Annotated in this window: 22 protein-coding genes and 1 other annotated feature; all 22 genes read right to left on the bottom strand. The window is 46.5% G+C overall.

The window, feature by feature from the left end:
• Positions 1-21: 21 nt before the first annotated feature.
• Entirely contained in the window at positions 22-312 is a 291-nt protein-coding gene (gene rpmA, locus GGQ95_RS07335) for a 50S ribosomal protein L27 (RefSeq protein ID WP_044742903.1), read from the bottom strand.
• Between the two features lie 5 nt (positions 313-317).
• Positions 318-659 (bottom strand): ribosomal-processing cysteine protease Prp, encoded by a 342-nt coding sequence (locus GGQ95_RS07330; RefSeq protein ID WP_044742904.1) that lies wholly within the window; start codon positions 657-659, stop codon positions 318-320.
• Positions 660-669: 10 nt separating this feature from the next.
• Positions 670-978: a 50S ribosomal protein L21 gene (rplU, locus tag GGQ95_RS07325; RefSeq protein WP_027409453.1), complete on the bottom strand. Its 309-nt coding sequence runs from the start codon at positions 976-978 to the stop codon at positions 670-672.
• Positions 979-992: 14 nt separating this feature from the next.
• Positions 993-1,072, bottom strand: a sequence feature (ribosomal protein L21 leader region).
• A gap of 213 nt (positions 1,073-1,285) precedes the next feature.
• Positions 1,286-2,149, bottom strand: coding sequence for a M50 family metallopeptidase (locus tag GGQ95_RS07320; protein ID WP_080862141.1), 864 nt, complete (start codon positions 2,147-2,149; stop codon positions 1,286-1,288).
• Entirely contained in the window at positions 2,142-2,909 is a 768-nt protein-coding gene (locus GGQ95_RS07315; protein WP_080862140.1) for a M23 family metallopeptidase, read from the bottom strand. Before GGQ95_RS07315 ends, GGQ95_RS07320 begins: the two co-directional genes overlap by 8 nt.
• A 121-nt stretch (positions 2,910-3,030) precedes the next feature.
• On the bottom strand, positions 3,031-3,834 hold the full coding sequence (minD, locus tag GGQ95_RS07310) for a septum site-determining protein MinD (RefSeq protein ID WP_044742907.1): 804 nt from the start codon (positions 3,832-3,834) through the stop codon (positions 3,031-3,033).
• A 2-nt stretch (positions 3,835-3,836) separates the two neighbouring features.
• Positions 3,837-4,490 (bottom strand): septum site-determining protein MinC, encoded by a 654-nt coding sequence (gene minC, locus GGQ95_RS07305; RefSeq protein ID WP_221212047.1) that lies wholly within the window; start codon positions 4,488-4,490, stop codon positions 3,837-3,839.
• 78 nt (positions 4,491-4,568) lie between these two features.
• Positions 4,569-5,087 (bottom strand): rod shape-determining protein MreD, encoded by a 519-nt coding sequence (gene mreD / locus GGQ95_RS07300; protein ID WP_044742909.1) that lies wholly within the window; start codon positions 5,085-5,087, stop codon positions 4,569-4,571.
• Positions 5,084-5,950: a rod shape-determining protein MreC gene (gene mreC, locus GGQ95_RS07295; RefSeq protein ID WP_080862139.1), complete on the bottom strand. Its 867-nt coding sequence runs from the start codon at positions 5,948-5,950 to the stop codon at positions 5,084-5,086. The genes mreD and mreC overlap by 4 nt, the downstream gene beginning before the upstream one ends.
• Before the next feature lie 18 nt (positions 5,951-5,968).
• Entirely contained in the window at positions 5,969-6,991 is a 1,023-nt protein-coding gene (locus tag GGQ95_RS07290) for a rod shape-determining protein (protein WP_044742911.1), read from the bottom strand.
• A 142-nt stretch (positions 6,992-7,133) separates the two neighbouring features.
• Positions 7,134-7,814 (bottom strand): RadC family protein, encoded by a 681-nt coding sequence (radC, locus tag GGQ95_RS07285; RefSeq protein ID WP_066146189.1) that lies wholly within the window; start codon positions 7,812-7,814, stop codon positions 7,134-7,136.
• A gap of 6 nt (positions 7,815-7,820) precedes the next feature.
• Entirely contained in the window at positions 7,821-8,402 is a 582-nt protein-coding gene (locus GGQ95_RS07280) for a Maf family protein (protein WP_080862138.1), read from the bottom strand.
• 312 nt (positions 8,403-8,714) lie between these two features.
• A complete protein-coding gene (locus GGQ95_RS07275; protein WP_080862137.1) occupies positions 8,715-9,605 on the bottom strand; it encodes a hypothetical protein in 891 nt (296 codons plus the stop codon).
• Between the two features lie 110 nt (positions 9,606-9,715).
• Positions 9,716-10,201, bottom strand: coding sequence for a type II secretion system protein (locus tag GGQ95_RS07270; RefSeq protein WP_236631834.1), 486 nt, complete (start codon positions 10,199-10,201; stop codon positions 9,716-9,718).
• Positions 10,188-10,955, bottom strand: a complete 768-nt coding sequence (locus GGQ95_RS07265; protein ID WP_080862136.1) for a type II secretion system protein M — start codon at positions 10,953-10,955, stop codon at positions 10,188-10,190. The genes GGQ95_RS07270 and GGQ95_RS07265 overlap by 14 nt, the downstream gene beginning before the upstream one ends.
• Entirely contained in the window at positions 10,952-11,575 is a 624-nt protein-coding gene (locus GGQ95_RS07260; protein WP_183186551.1) for a PilN domain-containing protein, read from the bottom strand. Before GGQ95_RS07260 ends, GGQ95_RS07265 begins: the two co-directional genes overlap by 4 nt.
• Entirely contained in the window at positions 11,559-12,527 is a 969-nt protein-coding gene (gene pilM, locus GGQ95_RS07255) for a type IV pilus biogenesis protein PilM (RefSeq protein ID WP_080862134.1), read from the bottom strand. Before pilM ends, GGQ95_RS07260 begins: the two co-directional genes overlap by 17 nt.
• Positions 12,528-12,544: 17 nt before the next feature.
• On the bottom strand, positions 12,545-13,297 hold the full coding sequence (locus GGQ95_RS07250; RefSeq protein ID WP_183186550.1) for a prepilin peptidase: 753 nt from the start codon (positions 13,295-13,297) through the stop codon (positions 12,545-12,547).
• A 12-nt stretch (positions 13,298-13,309) separates the two neighbouring features.
• Positions 13,310-13,783: a prepilin-type N-terminal cleavage/methylation domain-containing protein gene (locus tag GGQ95_RS07245; RefSeq protein WP_183186549.1), complete on the bottom strand. Its 474-nt coding sequence runs from the start codon at positions 13,781-13,783 to the stop codon at positions 13,310-13,312.
• An 88-nt stretch (positions 13,784-13,871) separates the two neighbouring features.
• Entirely contained in the window at positions 13,872-15,083 is a 1,212-nt protein-coding gene (locus tag GGQ95_RS07240; RefSeq protein WP_080862132.1) for a type II secretion system F family protein, read from the bottom strand.
• 1 nt (position 15,084) lies between these two features.
• Positions 15,085-16,128 (bottom strand): type IV pilus twitching motility protein PilT, encoded by a 1,044-nt coding sequence (locus GGQ95_RS07235; RefSeq protein ID WP_044742922.1) that lies wholly within the window; start codon positions 16,126-16,128, stop codon positions 15,085-15,087.
• An 11-nt stretch (positions 16,129-16,139) separates the two neighbouring features.
• On the bottom strand, positions 16,140-17,804 hold the full coding sequence (locus tag GGQ95_RS07230; protein ID WP_080862131.1) for a GspE/PulE family protein: 1,665 nt from the start codon (positions 17,802-17,804) through the stop codon (positions 16,140-16,142).
• Positions 17,805-17,809 lie beyond the last annotated feature (5 nt).

Genomic DNA, 17,809 nt, shown 5'->3' with positions numbered 1-17,809 from the left:
AGAGTTTTCAAACCTTGTTTGTTATGCTTCTTGTGTTACTGGGTATACGCTCACTTTTTTGCGATCACGGCCCAAACGCTCGAAACGAACGATGCCGTCTACTTTCGCATAAAGTGTATCGTCGCCACCGCGGCCAACATTCAAGCCTGGATAAATTTTTGTACCGCGTTGACGGTAAAGGATCGAACCGCCTGTTACGAATTGGCCGTCCGCACGCTTCGCGCCAAGACGCTTCGCGATGGAGTCACGACCGTTTTTCGTTGAACCTACTCCTTTTTTCGATGCGAAAAATTGAAGGTCAAGTCTTAGCATGAGTTTCACCTCCTATGTTTATCGACAACCCGGATATACTTTCCGTAATCTCTTTCAATCGTTTGTAATGAAACGAGCATCGCTTCAAGGAGAAGCTGTACGTTCGCAGCAACGCGAACATCCTCAATATCAGGAAGCTCGCAGCGAAGATATCCGCCTTTGTCTCCTTGAGTAATATGCGGCTTGATCTTCGTCAACGCTTCAATCGCGTTGATCGCTCCGATGGAAACCGCCGATGCCCCAGCACAAACGATATCTTGTCCACGCTTTGCGAAATGAGCGTGGCCGCTCATCGTAAAGCTCTTAATGTTCCCTTCGTCTGTGCGTTCAATTTCTACGTGTATCATCGTCGACGCCTTACGCGTTAATTTTTTCGATCACTACTTTTGTGTAAGGTTGACGGTGGCCTTGTTTACGACGATAGTTCTTTTTCGGTTTGTACTTAAACACGATGATTTTCTTTTGGCGGCCATGCTTTTGAACTTTAGCTGTTACCGTTGCGCCTTCTACTGTAGGATTGCCAACCTTTACAGTTTCACCGCCTACAAGCAACACTTTGTCAAAAGTAACCGTTTCGCCTTCCGCTACATCAAGCTTTTCGATGTAGATTTCTTGGCCTTCTTGAACTTTAATTTGTTTACCGCCAGTTTCAATAATTGCGTACATTGTTGCACCTCCTAACATAGACTCAGACTCGCCAGCACGAGGCGTTTCGCCAATGCGAACACTTCCAACCTGCGCTGAGCGGTTGTAGCATGGGTGCCTTTCAAAACGACTTTTGCACCAAATCTTGCCGCTTTTGATGCGCGCAAAATTTTCTACAACATGAGAATAGTACCACAAGAAAATGACGAATGTCAATATATAAAAGCGGTCCAAAAACCGTACAGCGTCTCGCGACATCTATAAGTAGTATTCGTCAGCAACAGCCACTTTTCTTTTGGATCCAAAAGAAAAGCGGCTGTCTTCGCATTTAGACATAGAGCAGGTTGCCAATCGCTTCATTTGTTTGCCGCTCGGCAAAAAAAGCGTGCAGCACTTCGCTTTCATCAAGAATGATTTGCTCTTTCTTATTTTTCACCACAATAATGGAATGCTTCTGACAGCGGTAAAATCTTTGCAGCACTTTTTGCACCGGCTCCGTTTCCTCTACTTTAATCGGCTGCCATTTCTGATAATCGCCTTTTTTTCCATAATAGCGCTCCAATAAAAAACGCATCAGCACATAACGCCGCTGCTTCCATTCCTTCCAAAGCGAAATGAAAAGAAAAAGCGCGATTACCCATAGATCAAGTTGGGACGGTGCAATGAAAAAAATGCCTGCGATCCATAAAAAAAGAGCGATCAATGAACCAATCACCATCTGCTTATGTGCCTTTTCAAAGGGGAAGCAACGGGTTAAAGCGAGAAACAGCAGCTTCCCGCCATCAAGCGGCCAGATAGGCAGTAAATTAACAGCACAGATTGTCACATTGTAGCGAGCCCATAGCTGCCAAGTATCATCTGATATCATCCCTGCTTCCCATAACACAAAGCCAGACCCTAACAGCCAGATATGTTGCGCCGGACCAGCCAATGTTACAAGCAGCTCCTCGCGAAACGGCCGATTCCCGTGCTCTTCAACCTCAGCAACGCCTCCGAAAGGGAGCAATAAAATTTGTTTAATGCGCCAAGAAAAAAAAAGCGCCGTGACAGCGTGTCCAAGCTCATGAATCAATACAATACAAAATAAAAGAAGCAATTGTTGAAAATGCGCGGTAATAACGGCGATTCCTCCCATCAGCCACAGCAGCGGATGGATGTGTATTTTCATAAGCAAAGCTAGATACTTATTCAAAGGGAACCACCTGAATCGGGTCAATAAATTGATCCCCTTGCTTAATCGCAAAATAAAAAACCCCTTTTGCTTGATTCCCATCCTTCATCGCCGTTCCGACTTCTTTGCCTGCTTCAATGAAATCATATAGCTTGACCGTAATACTCCCTAAATTTCCGTACCAAGATTCACTTCCATCCGCATGCTGGACGATAACCGTTTTGCCAAATTTATCTTTATTGCCGACAAATATTACGATTCCGTCATCCATTGCTTCTACAGGAGTGTTGACATTTGTTTCAACCATAATTCCTTGTCCATTTTTTTCGAAATTTTCGAGAACGCGCCCCGAAGCAGGAATCGCATAAGATTTCTCGCTTTTTTTCACCGTTTCTGTCTTTTTCTCGGGAAATAAAGCAAACGGCTCGCCAAATTTCTCCTCATACCACTTCGATACCGCCGCGAATTGAAATTCATTCTCCATTGTCTGCTTCACGACCGCGCGCACAGGCTCAAACGCTGCGGAAGGGTTTTTAAAGGCAATCGCTGATATGAGCACAAGACAAGCAGCGACAAATGTTTTTAATAAAAACACTTCCTTTTTAAATAACGGATGATGCGGCTCATCTGTCGGATAGCGGTCATATGTAATGACAGGTTGCCCATATCGCTCCTCATCCGATAAATCTACAAGCGGCTGATAAGAACGGTCATACTGAAGCGAACGCTGCCGCTTTCGTTTTTCGATTCGCTTCTGAATCTCTTTTGCACGCTTATTCATCCGGTTATCACCATTCCCCCACATGATCGTTTGTAACTAATGTATGAGACAACCTATGGGGTTATGCTTAAAAAAGCTAGTTTAAAAGCTGAATGATTCAGCTTTCAAACTAGCTTTCCCTTTAACGAACACCAAAAAAACGCTTGATTCGTGTAAACATGCTTTTTTGTTCTGATTCGAGCGATTGCAGCGGCACAGATTCGCCAAGAATTCTGCGCGCAATATTTCGATAGGCGATCGAGGCCTTGCTGGTTGGATCAAGAACAATCGGTTCCCCATTGTTGGACGCTTTGATGACGTTTTCATCATCGGCGATAATGCCGAGCAAATCGATGGATAGGTGCATCACAATTTCATCAATATCCAGCATATCGCCGCTTTTGACCATATGGCCGCGAATGCGGTTGATGACAAGCCGCGGCGACTTCACATGCTCTTCTTTTTCCAGCAATCCGATGATGCGGTCGGCATCGCGAACGGATGATACTTCTGGAGTTGTCACCACAATCGCTTCATCTGCTCCGGCCACCGCATTTTTAAATCCCTGCTCAATACCAGCCGGACAATCGATCAGCACATAATCATAATCTTGCTTAAGCTCTTCCACAAGCTGCTTCATCTGCTCCGGCGCCACTGCTGTTTTATCGCTTGTTTGTGCCGCAGGTAACAAATACAGCTTATCGTCAAACCGCTTATCCTTTACAAGCGCTTTTTGCACCGTGCAGCGCCCTTCTACAACATCCACTAAATCATAGATAATCCGGTTTTCAAGACCCATGACAACATCAAGATTGCGCAGTCCGATATCCGTATCAACAAGGCAGACACGTTTTCCTAATAGCGCAAGGGCCGTTCCCAAGTTAGCGGTTGTCGTTGTTTTCCCAACGCCGCCTTTTCCTGATGTAATGACGATAGCTTCTCCCACTGCTAAAATCTCCTTTCTAACCGTGTTAAAGTCGGTCGAAGATGCATAAGTAGCTGTAAGCGATCGACAACAATTTGGTCATTGTCGTCAATGTAGGCACATTCCATTTCATTTTGTTCGTCGACTTTATAATCCGGAGCGCGATTCATCACATCGCTAATGCGCAGCTGCATCGGCTTCATCACAGACGCCGCAATCACAGCCTCCTTATTGCCGTAGCATCCCGCATGCGCAATGCCTCTTAACGCTCCAAGAATAAAAATATTGCCTCCAGCAATAACCGTTCCCCCTGGATTGACATCGCCTATTAGCAGTAAATCGCCATGCACATGAAGCACTTGCCCGGAACGGACGATTTTGGCAACAGAAACGATTTCTGTTTTCTGCTTCCATTCAATCGCTTCTTCCTTCGTCATGACATTGCTGTCAATCGAAGCAACGACTAAATTCTTTTTCGCCCGGATAAGCGCGCGCAATTCTTCCTCCTGCTCCGGCGTTAAATAGCGGTTTCCAAGCTTAAGATGAACAGAAACGAGCGGTCCGTCAAAATCCTTATTCTCATTGATCATTAGCTTTTCATCCAACTCCGCAATTAAATCATCATAGGAGCACATATCATCGAGATGCAACGTCAGCCCATCTTTCGTTCCCTTCATCGTGACATATGGTTGTTTTTGCCTATTCACAACGTTCACCTCAACGAATAATTCTACAACCCCCGCCTATTTTCCTTTTCATTCTTCCCGCTCGTCACGTCCAAATTTCAGCAGCCATTGCTTTAGCGGATAAGAAAAAAGAAAAAGAAAAATGACATTGATCAGCAACGTTGGCAAAAGGCGGTGTGAATTAAATTGGTCAATCGGCATATCGGTTTTTCCAATTAGCAGTTGAATACCATAAACATAAAATTCCAGCATCATAATGGCCAGCATACTGAGAAAACAAGTAACGGCTAGATGATTATGAAAGATTTTCATAGCTTTTTCCATCACATAGGCCATTAAAGTAAACGCGAACGCGTACACTCCAAGAATTTCTGTATAAACAACATCATACAGCAGTCCGAAGATAAAACCATAAATCATTCCATAAGTTCGCGTGACATACACGGTAATCAATAAAATAAAAACAAACAGAAAACGGGGAGCAAATAAATAATCTTGATACCATTCATTTTTCGGCCATAAATCGACTAAAATGCTTTCGCTCATAAAAATCACAATGGCGAGAAAAGGAAGAAACAGCTTTTTCACTTTGCTTCCTCCTCTTCTTGCGCAGCGTCTATTTTTCGTTTGACGACAATGACATCGTCAATATCATAAAAGTTTGCAGCCGGTTTGACATACACCATTTTGGTTAAACCGTATTGGTCCGGCACGACCTCTTCCACTTCGCCGATCGGGAGACCTTCTGGAAAAATGCCGCCAAGCCCTGATGTCATGACCAATTGCTTTTTCTCAATTTTCGCATCAAATGGCACTTGTTTTAAAAGCAAGGACTTGCGTTTTTCATCATAGCCTTCAATCAATCCGAACACACTTTCATTCTTCGTTTGGACGTAAGCGGAAATAAAGTTTTTCCGATCAATAGAGCTTAAAAGTTGAACGGTAGCTGTAAATTGTGCAGCATGCTGGACTTTTCCGATCAATCCTCCAGGCGTAATGACCGCCATATCCTTTTTCACGCCTTGCTGCTCGCCCTTATTGATAATAATTGTTTCCTGCCAGCGCTCAGGATTCCGCCCGATAACGGTCGCGTGAATGGCAACAAAATCACGCAAGCTTTCTTTTTTCTTTAAGATCGCACGAAGCTCCTCGTTTTCCTTCTTTAAAGTTTGAACTTCTGCTTCCAGCATCACATATTCTTCAAGCCGCTCTTTGAGTATCTTGTTTTCCTTGTATGTATTCTTGATGTCTTGAACATTCTCAAAGAAGCCCGCAACGAGCTGTGCGGGCTTATGGAACAAAAGCTGGACAAAACCGGTTGTATCTTTTACGAATTGCTCAGACCATGTCAACTCTTTCCGGTCTTTCAAGGAAAAACCAATCAATGCCACGAGAAAAATAATGCTGACAAGCAATAAAATCAGTCGTTTGTTTAAAAAGAATTGTGGCATGATTTACACCTCTTGCAATTAGCGATGGCTTTTCGCTTTGTTTTTAAATAGATGAATATGGTCTAACGCTTTTCCTGTTCCGATCGCAACACAATCAAGCGGATTTTCCGCTACAATCACAGGCATCTCCGTTTCCTTGCTGATGACTTTATCAAGATTGCGCAGCAAGGCTCCGCCCCCTGTCAGCACAATTCCGCGGTCCATAATATCAGCAGCCAGCTCCGGCGGCGTTTTCTCCAATGTATTTTTCACCGAATCCACAATGGCATAGACCGTGTCGCGTAGCGCTTCCGCAATTTCTTCCGCGCTGATTTCAATCGTTTTTGGCAATCCTGTTAGCAAATCACGCCCACGGATTTCCATCGTGCCAATTCCTTCTGGGGTTCCGGCGGACCCTATTTCGACTTTAATCGCTTCCGCCGTCCGCTCCCCGATCATGAGATTGTATGTTTTGCGGATATATTGGATAATCGACTCATCCATCTCGTCTCCAGCAATTCGGATCGATTGGCTCGTAACGATCCCGCCGAGAGAAATGACCGCAACCTCTGTTGTACCGCCGCCAATGTCGACGACCATGCTTCCAGTCGGCTCCCATACCGGCAAGTTGGCGCCGATCGCTGCGGCAAATGGCTCTTCAATAGTATACGCATCACGTGCCCCAGCTTGACGCGTGGCATCAATCACCGCCCGCTCCTCAACAGCTGTGATGCCGTAGGGCACACATACCATCACATAAGGTTTTCCAGCCAAAAATCCTTTATTTTTGGTTGCTTGGTTAATGTAGTATTTCATCATAATCGCGGTCGTTTCATAATCAGCGATGACTCCGTCCTTCATTGGACGCAAAGCGACAACGTTGCCCGGAGTCCGGCCGATCATGTTTTTCGCTTCATTTCCGACTGCCACAATTTGTTTTGTGTCCTTTTGCAATGCAACGACTGACGGTTCTCTGACAACAATGCCTTTTCCTTTCACATATACAAGAGTATTGGCTGTTCCTAAGTCGATTCCAAGATCTCTTGTTCCTAATCCAAACATAATTTGTATCTTCCTTTCTGAAACGAAATGCTAATTTTTATACTCATTTTTCGATTTTATTCGTCATTCCAAATTTGTACAGCATGGCGAGGAAAAACTCATAACTGTTATTATAACTCATTCGACAAAAAAAGAGAACTACTTACATATATCCTTTTTCTTTCAAACTGATGAACTTTTGATCGCCAATGATTAAGTGGTCTAAAAGTTCGATTCCCATGATTCGGCCGCATTCGACAAGGCGTTTTGTCACTTCCACATCTTCGCGGCTCGGAGTTGGGTCTCCTGAAGGATGATTATGGGCGCAAATAATAGAAGCGGCAGATCGTTTGATCGCTTCTTTAAACACTTCGCGGGGATGGACAATAGAGGCATTCAAACTGCCGATAAACACGGTTTTTCGATGGATCACTTGGTTTTTGGTATTTAAGTAAATGGCGACAAAATGCTCTTGTGATAAAAAGCGCAGATCATCCATGAGGTATTTTGCCCCATCTTCCGGCGAACGAATCACATATCGTTCATCGTAGCTGAGCCGTCCTATCCGGCGGCCCAATTCAATGGCGGCTAAAATTTGCACCGCCTTTGCTTTGCCGATTCCTTTAATGTTGGTGATTTCTTCAATTGTTGCCTCTTTCAGCAGACGCAGCCCTTCAAAACGATGGAGCAGCCGTTGGGCAAGCTCAAGCACCGATTCAGACTTTGTTCCGGTACGCAATAAGAGCGCCAGCAGCTCCTGATTAGACAGGCTTTCCGGGCCGTTAAATAGAAGGCGTTCGCGCGGACGCGCCTCCTTTGGAACGTCACGAATCATCAGCGTCATTGCTTTTTACTCACCATTCCTTTCTTCTTGTTTCCAGTCAAGCTTTTTCAGCTCACGAATCGTTCGGGAAAGCGGAAGTCCCACAACAGAAAAATAATCTCCTACGATCTGTTTCACAAACAAAGCTCCCTTCCCTTGAATGCCGTATGCACCTGCTTTATCCATCGGCTCTCCTGTTTCGATGTACTCCCAAATTTCTTCTTTTGTCATATCCCAAAACGTGACGGCTGTGCGCTCAGCAAAAACCGTTTCTTTTTCTGGTGAAAGAATCGCTACTCCTGTAAACACTTCATGAGTTTGCCCAGATAGCCTATTCAGCATCTCAAATGCTTCTTGCTTTGTTTTTGGCTTGCCCAGCGCCTGTCCTTCATGTACGACAATCGTATCTGCACCGATGACATAGGCATCTGGATGCTTTCGCTGCACTTCTTTCGCTTTTTGATAAGCAAGCGATTGAACCATTTCTTCTGGTGTTTGGTTGGCTTGGATGTGCTCATCGATTTCGCTAGCGAGGATATCAAAATGGAGGCCCGCCATATTCAGCAGTTGTTTGCGCCGAGGAGAACTTGAGGCAAGTATCAGCTTCATCTACCATCCCATCCTTTTTCTTCGTTTCAAATCGGAAGATACACCTGTATCGTACCAAAATTCACAATTCGACACAATTTTTTTATTTAAAAAGATGGGGGAGCTTCCATCGATCATTAACGCAGCCTAAAAGACGCCTGGAAAATCGGCGGCCAAAGCGGTCTGGCGACATTTGTCGCCTATTCGTATGAAAAGTCGGAAGCCAGGCAAGTCTTTGTTTTATTTTATTCGCTCATAGAACAGTGACTGCCAATCATGGCAGAACTATTTTCAAGCAAAAAAAGCGGAGAGGCTGACCCGTCCGCTTTTCTGTCATTTTAATAGATCCAGCAATTGCTGCTGCGTCTTCCATAACAAAGCATCATCCTTTTTCTCGCGATAGGCGATTAACGACAAATACGCATTCTCGATCGACTTCCATACTTGATCACTGGAGGCATCTGAAGCTTGCAGCTGTTTATATTTTTTTTGCAATGATTCCCACTGTCCATCACTCGCTTCTTTTTTCTCTAGCAATTGCACAGATAACGTCGCCAGCTCTTGATAAAATGATTGCCATGAGGAGTGTTTCACTTGCTGAACAGACATCGACTTGATATACGTATCGGCTCCCTTTTGCTTGTACAGGTCATTCAGAAGGCTAAGTGACGGCTTGTCTTTTCCCACACCAATGAATACGGATGTCGGATTTTTTCCAATTAAAACAGCTGGGAGATTAGAAGATTGCAGCTTTTGAGCATAGGCCTTTGCCACTTTTTCGTCACTAAACACCCCTGCCTGAATGACGCTCACGGTCAATGAGGCTGACGATGTTGACGTCGGTTCCGTTGAAGAAGGGGCTGTCTTTTCTTGAGGTTGTGTTTGCTCTAGCGAAATAGCCGAGCCATTATCGTCCACCGAAGCGGTTTCTTTTGGTTTAGGAATGGCATAAAGAACGACCAAGCCAAAGCTTGTCCCGACGATGACAGCTAATAAAATCGCCAAAATGGCTGATTTGGCGCGCCCATGAGTGAAGCGTCCCCATGCCGCCCGTTTCGGTTTGCTGTTTTCGCCGGCGAAAGAGATAATCGGAGAAATGGAGAATTCCTCCTTCGTTGCACTGACCTCCGCTTCCGGCAATGGGAGGCTTGTCGATTTTTCCATCATAAATGACTGCTCTTTTCCATTGATCTTGACTTTTATTTCTTTGTCGTGCTTGTCCATGATTCTATCATCCCCGTTTCTTCCATTCTTTGCCCATCTTATCATACTGGAAACAAAAAAGAACAAGACATTTGTCGTCTTGTTCTCGAAGGTTTTCGCCAAATTTCGTTCTATCGAATATCGGTAATGAGCGAGACAGACAGCTCCTTCACCGGTATTTCCTCTTGCGTATCGCTGTAAGAGCAAAGCTGCTTTGTTTCCCCCTTTAAACAAACCGCGTACTGAAGATGGCCATCCGCGCTTTTTCGGACGAGCACATAGGAAGGATTATCGTCTGTTGACAGCACGCGGCCGGTAAACGGATCGCGAACCGGCTCAAGCACACCGTCTGCGACAAGTTGCTTATACGTCAGCATTTCAGAAGTTTCAGGCGCTAAAAATTCGACATTTCCTGCGCTGACACGAAGACGGGCGGCTTCATAAAGAGCAAACGCGTTCGAAACGAACGCCTGCTGCCGCGATTTCTCAATGATATGAAACATGACAATGACGGCAATGGACGCAATGATTCCTAAAATCACGATCACTGCCAGCAATTCTATTAACGTCATTCCCCGATTTGCCCGCAGCAGGCGCAAATGCTTATCGTTCCTCATCGCCATCATCCGGCAGCAGTTCAGTCAATGGATTCCGCTTTCCGCTTGGGGAAGGAACGTCAAGCGGCGGTGTTTGTTTTTGCAGTTTCGCTAATCCAGGATGGTAAAAAGCGCTGATCGTCAATGAGTAGGTTAACGGCTCGGTCTGTGTGTCAATCGATGTCAGCTCTGGATTTCCCGAAAAAGATAGCGTTTCAACAGAAACGATGCGGTCAAGCTTCTCAAGCGTTTGTAAAAACCTTTCCAAATGATAGTAAGACGGGGATTGCACCGTAAGCTGAGCCGTTACTTTTTTTAATCCTTGCGGCAAAGAAGGGGCAGCAGAATCCGTTTTCTGAGCTGCCGATTGCTCCTTTGTACGGGCCTGTGTTCCATTTTCTTGCCCCTGTGCGCTATCGGCTGGTGGCTGCCCATTGACATCCGCTTCTTCATTAAAAGACATGCCGGAAATCAAACTGTCCGAGAGAACCTCCGCTTTTTCTAAATCAAGGATCAGCTGCTCCACGAGCGGTTTGACGGGCACTTTTTTTTGCAGTTCAACCACGCTGGCTGTCCGGTCCGTCTGTTGCTGCTCCGCTTGCGTCTGCATCGTAGCGAGCAGCTTCTTTTCATTTTCAACCGTCGTTCTTAACTCCTCGAGGCGGCTGTAAAGCGGCTTCAGCGTGTAAAAATAAAGCAGGACGACAGATGTGCCGACAAGCACCAGTGCCAAAAGCGAAACTAGCAGCTGGCGCTTCGAAAAACGGACGATCATGGTTGATTCTCCTTTTCGTCTTTTAGAGCCTCTTTATTGATTCGCAGCTCATATTGCGCAAGATAGCGAGGCGCGTTTTTCTTTCCTTCGGCTGCATCCGCAGCCTCCTCTGGACTGCTGTCTGCCGATCCATTGTCTCCTTGATTGGCGGCCGCAACGCTTTTGAGTTGCACGTTTGCGACAAACGGCGCATCCGACAAACGCTTTAAATAATAAGCCGCATCTTCACTCGTATCGAACTGCACGGTGATCGATACGGTTGTGTCCTCCGCATAGGAGAAATTCATGAGAAACCCGCGCTCCGGCAAAAGCTTGGCCATATTTTGCAAAAGAAGGACCGTTTTCAATGGATATTGCTTTGCCCACTCCACCGTCTTTTGCAATTCTTCCACCTCTTGCACCGGTTCTGCATCAGCAAGCTTTTGCTGCTCGGCCGCTTCAAGAGCGCGCGTTTGCTTTAATTCCTGCGTAAGCTGATTCATTTCCGACTCCGCTTTTTGCACGGACCAATAAAAAAACGCGCCTGCCGCCGCGAGCACCGCAAGCAGCAATATAGCCACAATCAGAAATACGGCATTTTTCGGTTCTTTCTTTGGCAATAAATTAACGTCGATGAGCATAGTTCGTTCCCTCTTTTAATCCAAGTCCCCACGCCAAATGATAGCGCGAGTCAACGGCTGCCGCGAGCGATGGCGACAGCTGCTCGACAGGAACATCAAAACGTTCCTGCATCGACTGATAAATTTGCGGTAAATAACGATGATCCCCTGTCAATAGCAGCCGGTTAATTTGTTCCTTTCCTTGCTGAATCGAAAAGTGATAAAAGCTCATAACACGTTCAATTTCTTTATATACGTCCTCAAACGGCTGAAACATTTCCTCTATATGCACTGGAGAAGCGGACGCAGCTTCCTCAAGCGGCTCAAATAGCAGCTGGCGCATAAAAATCGGAATATGGCGGTGAAAGGCGCTAACATTCACGGCGGTTTCATCCATTTGCACGATGAGCAAATGATCGTTCTCCTCCACCTGATCCGCCGCATAAAACAAGCGGTAAACACACAGCGGCGAAACATCCGCCGCAATCGGCCGAAGCTTGACCTTTTCTAAAAGCCGGGCATAATGGGCCACAAGCTCCTCAGGGGCGGCAAACAATAAAATGGTCCACTTTTCATCCGTATGCTCTAAAATCGTGAAGTCAAACACCGGATCCTCAAACGGCAAATGAATCGTCGTTCCAAGCTCCATAAATAAATAGCCACGAATTTCATCCTCCTGCAAATCATGCGGCAGAAAAATGCGCCGAATGACGGCAACGGCATCGGGGACAACAAAGCGGATGCGGCGGTTTTTCAGCTTCCATTCCTGCACGCATTCTTCCAAAATCATTTCAAGTGTTTCCTCATCTTGTATTTTTCCGTCCTGAATCAGCCCGCTTGGAAGCTCGCGTTCGCCCCATTTATGAATGGAAAACGGATCGGAAGGCTTGGCTTCCACGTAGCGGATCACATGATCCTTGATGATCATATTCGCGATTTTATGGCGCCATTTTAAAAGCTTTAACATATCCATGCTGTTCCCCTCATCACTTAAAAGAAAATCAATTGCTTATACCATTCCACGATTTCGTGTCCAAAAAAATAAACCGTCAACGTTCCGAGCGCAATATAAGGGCCAAATGGCATCGGCTGGCCGCGGCGGACTTTGCCGAGCGCCATTCCAATCAAACCGAATACCGTCCCATAAAGCGTTGAGATGAAAAACGCCAAAAGCACCATTTTCCATCCGACAACAAAGCCGATCAAAGCAAATAGCTTAATATCGCCGCCGCCCATCCCGCCACGGCTGGCAACGGCTACAAACAGCAGAACAACAAAGCCGGTGAACGCGCCAACCAGCGAATCCCACCACGGCGAAAGCGGGAGCAGGGCGCGCTCGATAAGAAAAAGAACGGCAAACACCAGTAAAATGCGATCAGGAATCATCATATAGCGAAGATCGGAAACGACGATAATCATAAACAGAGAAATGAGCGTCCAGCTCACCAATAATTCGGCCGACCATCCTAAAACAAGCGGTGAAAGCGTAAAAAGACAAGCGGTCAGCCATTCCATCAGCGGATAAAGCGGCGAAATGCGCGCGCCGCAGCCGCGGCATCTTCCCGCCTGCACAAGATAAGAAACGACCGGAATCAGCTCCCAAGCCGTCAGCGTGCGCTGGCAGCTCGGACAATGCGAACGGGGCTTCACAATCGATTCCCCCACCGGCACGCGAAGACCGACGACGTTAAAGAAAGAGCCGAGGAGGAGGGAGTATAGAAAAACAAGAAAAAGCACTAACATTCTTTAAGTATCCTACTCTCCCGTAGTTTTTGATGTTATTCCTGCATCTAAATCAACGTCTTTTCTATTAATTTTATGTCTATTGTCTGTATAAATATAATAATTAGAGTTAGAATCTGAGGATTTTAACTTAATTTCGTAATACGCAGGTGTAGTATCCGTTGCTGCCACAAACTTTACAGTTGAAGCAGTTTTATCATAATCTTTTTTATTACCTGGCGATTTTGGGATAGATTCTAAAAAGCCACCGTCAACTAAATCTTGTAATGTCCACTCATCATCACCAGATGTGTCCTGCGTTTTTGCCAAACGAGCCGCGTTGATAATTTGTTCAGCATTGGCAATATGAGCGTCTTTCTTTGAGTTATCAATAATAGCTCCAATTGTCGGAATCGCAATCGCTGCGATAATTCCTAAAATGACGATGACCGCCAGCAATTCGATAAGCGTTAACCCGCGCTCGTTTTTTAACCACCGCTTTAACATATTTACCTCTCCCTTTCTTTCAATGTATAAGTCTTTCTATCTACTATTTTACAGGATTTATAAGTTCAATGGAAACAAATTCTTATGTTTATTGCTGGATATGATTAAAAATATCATACATTGGGACGATAATGGAGGTGACAATCGTTCCAACGATACCCGCCAAAAGAACGATCATCAGCGGCTCAATCAGCGATTTGAGACGGTCGGTCCCGACATCGACCTCTGCTTCGTAAAAATCAGCGACTTTGCTGAGCATGGCATCAAGAGCCCCTGTTTGTTCGCCGATCGCAATCATTTGAGTAACCAGCGGCGGAAACGCCCAATGATTTTTCATCGGTTCCGTCAGCGATTGCCCGCGCTCCAACGCATCGCGCGCTTCTTTGACCACCTTCGCAATGACCTCGTTTTCAATCACCTTTTCCACGATCGACAGCGCCTGCAAAATGGGCACAGAGCTTGAAAACAGCGAGCTGAGCGTGCGCGTCATCCGCGCCAGCGCCGCCTTTTGCATGAGCTTCCCGAAAATCGGCAGCCGAAGCAGCGTATAATCGATATAATATTTGCTTGTTTTTCGCTTGTTTAGCGCGGAAAAAAGCACATATACTCCGACAAGCGCAAGCGCGACAAGCCACCAATACACTTGCATAACCTCGCTCGCTTTGAGCACAAATTTGGTGATCGCCGGCAGCTCTGCATGAAAATCGGCAAACATTTGCACAAATGTCGGCACAACGCCGATCAGCAAAAAAATGACAACCGCTAGGGCGATGATGGCGACCGCAATCGGATAGGCTAAAGCCGATATCATTTTTTGCCGCGTCCGATGCATTTTTTCGAAATGATCGGCAAGCCGTTCCAGGGTCTCGTCCATATTTCCGCCCGCTTCGCCCGCTCTCATCATATTGACAAACATCGGCGGAAACACGCGCGGATACTTGGCCGTTGCCGCTGATAACGGGTTGCCGGCGCGCAGCTCTTCCTCCACATCAAGGAGCGCTTTTTTTAATAATTTGCTGTCTGTTTGGTTCGCCAAAATGTTCGTGGAATCGACGACCGACACCCCTGCTTTGAGCAGGGTGGCAAATTGCCGCAAGTAAAGGGAAAAATCCTGCAGCTTCACTTTTTGGCCAAAGGTGATTTCCTTTGTCCAAAGCGTCGCCGGCACCTCTTGAATTTCAACGACCTTCACGCCCTTTTGCCGAAGCTTCATCACAGCCTCTCGCTTCGACGGGCTCGCAATGGTTCCACTTTGCCGCTTCCCTTTGATATCGCGGCCTTGATATTGAAATTGCGGCATGTTATTCGCCCCGCTCCTCTCTCAAATACGGCTCGGCGGCCTCCTTCGCAATCATTCCCGCCTGCAGCCGCTCTCTAATGCTCGCTGCGAGCGTATGCATTCCTAATGCCCGGCTTGTCTGCATCACATTGACGATTTGGTGGACCTTCTCATTGCGAATTAAATTCGCCACCGCCGCGCTGTTCAGCAGCACTTCTGTCACAGCCACCCGCCCCGTTTTTTGCACATTCGGAAACAGACGCTGTGAAATTACTGCCACTAGAACGGACGCAAGCTGAATGCGGATTTGCGCCTGCTGCGCAGGCGGAAAGACATCGATGATGCGGTCAATCGTCGCCGGAGCATTCGACGTATGAAGCGTGCCGAGAACAAGATGGCCCGTTTCCGCTGCGGTAATCGCCGTGTGGATCGTTTCGAGATCGCGCATTTCGCCGACTAAAATCACATCCGGATCTTGGCGCAGCGCTGCGCGCAATCCGTTGGCAAAACTGTTCGTATCAAATCCGACCTCGCGCTGGTCAATAATGCAGCCGCCATGCTTATGCAAATATTCAATCGGATCTTCAAGCGTAATAATGTGCTTCCTCATCGTTTTGTTCATGTAGTCAATCATCGCCGCTAGCGTTGTCGATTTTCCGCTGCCGGTCGGTCCCGTGACCAGGACGAGCCCTTGAGGCTTGGCGGCAACCTGCTTGAGCACCTCGGGAAGCTTTAATTCATCAATCGTTGGAATTCTTGTTGGAATGATGCGAATCGCCAGCGAAATACAGGAGCGCTGTTTAAATACATTCACGCGAAAGCGGGAAACCCCGGGAATTCCATAAGAAAAATCCAACTCCCCTTGTTCTTCAAACCGCGGCCATAATGTTTCGGAAATGATCGCTTTCGCTATTCCTTCCGTATCCTCGGGACGCAGCGCTTCCTGTCCGTATCGCTTTAACTCTCCATTTATGCGTATAATGGGCGGAACGCCCACCGTTAAATGAACATCGGAGGCCTTCGCTTCAAAAGCCGTCCGCAATAAACGGTCTAATCGTTGCTTCATCCTTCTCACCTTTAACTTAAAATCGCCACTTTCAGAACTTCTTCCAGTGTCGTCCATCCTTGCTTCACTTTGAATAAACCGTCGTCAATCAAAAAAATCATCTTATTTTTGACCGCCAGCTCACGCAGCTTGGATAACGGTTCATGATTTAAAATGACCCGCCGCATGTCATCGGTCATGACCAATAATTCATGAATGGCCATTCTTCCTTTATAGCCTGTCATATTGCACGTTGGACAGCCGCGGCCGCGAACTAATTTTTCGATTTTCATGCCGCGCCGCGCAAAAATCTCGACTTCCCGCTTCGTCGGCTCCTGTTCCTCTTGGCAGTCGCGGCAAACGCGGCGGACAAGCCGCTGCGAAACCACGCCCGCAAGCGATGTCGCAACAAGAAACGGTTCAATTCCCATATCGATAAGCCGAGTGATGGTGCTTAGCGCGTCATTTGTATGCAAGGTGCTTAATACGAGATGTCCTGTTAATGAAGCACGAATCGCCACTTCGGCCGTTTCGCGGTCGCGAATTTCGCCCACCATAATGATGTTTGGGTCTTGGCGCAAAATGGAGCGCAGTCCGTTGGCAAAGGTGAGCCCGACATTCGGGTTCACTTGGATTTGATTGATCCCTTCAAGCTGATATTCAACCGGGTCCTCAATCGTGATAATATTGACCTCCTCATTGTTTAAGCGATTTAACGCCGCATACAAAGTCGAAGATTTTCCTGATCCTGTCGGCCCTGTAATTAACACGATGCCTGTCGGCCGTTCAATCAGTTCAATAAAGCGCTGCAAATTCAGCCGATTAAATCCAAGCTTATGAATATCGTTTAACGCTGCACCTAAATCAAGAACGCGCATGACAATTTTTTCACCATAGACGGTCGGCAGCGTTGAAACACGCAAATCAACGGGGTGAAAATCTATATTCATTTTAATCCGTCCGTCCTGTGGAACGCGATGCTCGGTTATATCCATATTTGCCAATATTTTTATTCTCGCTGTTAAGACGCTCTGCATATGCTTAGGAAGCGCGCGGTCGGTGCGCAGCACTCCATCAATCCGATAGCGGATTAGCACTTTCGTTTCTTGAGGATCGATATGAATATCGCTCGCCCGCTGCTCAACGGCCAGCTGCAATATTTGATTCACAAGCCGGACAATCGGCGAATCTTCTTCAGCCGCTCGCTCCTCTTCCATTGCATCTTGAGTGGAGGCCAGCTGCAAAAAATCTTCAATCGATTCATCCATATCATAATATTTATTGACAGCTCGCAAAATATCGTCCTTGGAGGCAATGGCGGTTTCAATATGAAATCCTGTTGAGAGCCGCAAATCATCAATCACAAAAAAATCCATCGGATCAGCCATTGCCACAAGCAGACGATCCCCATCAATCTTAAGAGGCATGACCATATGGCGCTTCGCAAACTCCTTCGCCACGAGATTCGTCAGCTTCGGATCAATCGGATAGCGATATAAACTGACATGCGGAATGCCAAGCTGGAATTCCAACACTTCGATGAGCTGCTGTTCGGTAATATAGCCGCGCTGCAGCAGCGCATCTCCCAGCTTCTGGCCAGGCGCCTTCTCCTTCAACGCTTCCTCCAGCTGCGCTTGGGTAATTAGCCCGGCTTCTACTAATAAATCTCCTAGCCGCTTCCGTTCTTGCTTTTTCATGCTCA

The organism is Anoxybacteroides rupiense (assembly GCF_014196195.1).
Classification (GTDB): domain Bacteria; phylum Bacillota; class Bacilli; order Bacillales; family Anoxybacillaceae; genus Anoxybacteroides; species Anoxybacteroides rupiense.
Note: the sequence above shows the minus strand (reverse complement) of the source record. Positions and strands in the feature narration are given on the sequence as shown.

Bases quoted from the DNA above. Each gene is read 5' to 3' on its own strand.
- rpmA (WP_044742903.1), bottom strand. From the start codon at position 312: ATGCTAAGACTTGACCTTCAATTTTTCGCATCGAAAAAAGGAGTAGGT.
- GGQ95_RS07330 (WP_044742904.1), bottom strand. From the start codon at position 659: ATGATACACGTAGAAATTGAACGCACAGACGAAGGGAACATTAAGAGC.
- rplU (WP_027409453.1), bottom strand. From the start codon at position 978: ATGTACGCAATTATTGAAACTGGCGGTAAACAAATTAAAGTTCAAGAA.
- GGQ95_RS07315 (WP_080862140.1), bottom strand. From the start codon at position 2,909: ATGAATAAGCGTGCAAAAGAGATTCAGAAGCGAATCGAAAAACGAAAG.
- minC (WP_221212047.1), bottom strand. From the start codon at position 4,490: ATGAAGGGAACGAAAGATGGGCTGACGTTGCATCTCGATGATATGTGC.
- mreC (WP_080862139.1), bottom strand. From the start codon at position 5,950: ATGCCACAATTCTTTTTAAACAAACGACTGATTTTATTGCTTGTCAGC.
- GGQ95_RS07290 (WP_044742911.1), bottom strand. From the start codon at position 6,991: ATGTTTGGATTAGGAACAAGAGATCTTGGAATCGACTTAGGAACAGCC.
- radC (WP_066146189.1), bottom strand. From the start codon at position 7,814: ATGACGCTGATGATTCGTGACGTTCCAAAGGAGGCGCGTCCGCGCGAA.
- GGQ95_RS07280 (WP_080862138.1), bottom strand. From the start codon at position 8,402: ATGAAGCTGATACTTGCCTCAAGTTCTCCTCGGCGCAAACAACTGCTG.
- GGQ95_RS07275 (WP_080862137.1), bottom strand. From the start codon at position 9,605: ATGGACAAGCACGACAAAGAAATAAAAGTCAAGATCAATGGAAAAGAG.
- GGQ95_RS07270 (WP_236631834.1), bottom strand. From the start codon at position 10,201: ATGAGGAACGATAAGCATTTGCGCCTGCTGCGGGCAAATCGGGGAATG.
- GGQ95_RS07265 (WP_080862136.1), bottom strand. From the start codon at position 10,955: ATGATCGTCCGTTTTTCGAAGCGCCAGCTGCTAGTTTCGCTTTTGGCA.
- GGQ95_RS07260 (WP_183186551.1), bottom strand. From the start codon at position 11,575: ATGCTCATCGACGTTAATTTATTGCCAAAGAAAGAACCGAAAAATGCC.
- pilM (WP_080862134.1), bottom strand. From the start codon at position 12,527: ATGGATATGTTAAAGCTTTTAAAATGGCGCCATAAAATCGCGAATATG.
- GGQ95_RS07250 (WP_183186550.1), bottom strand. From the start codon at position 13,297: ATGTTAGTGCTTTTTCTTGTTTTTCTATACTCCCTCCTCCTCGGCTCT.
- GGQ95_RS07245 (WP_183186549.1), bottom strand. From the start codon at position 13,783: ATGTTAAAGCGGTGGTTAAAAAACGAGCGCGGGTTAACGCTTATCGAA.
- GGQ95_RS07240 (WP_080862132.1), bottom strand. From the start codon at position 15,083: ATGCCGCAATTTCAATATCAAGGCCGCGATATCAAAGGGAAGCGGCAA.
- GGQ95_RS07235 (WP_044742922.1), bottom strand. From the start codon at position 16,128: ATGAAGCAACGATTAGACCGTTTATTGCGGACGGCTTTTGAAGCGAAG.
- GGQ95_RS07230 (WP_080862131.1), bottom strand. From the start codon at position 17,804: ATGAAAAAGCAAGAACGGAAGCGGCTAGGAGATTTATTAGTAGAAGCC.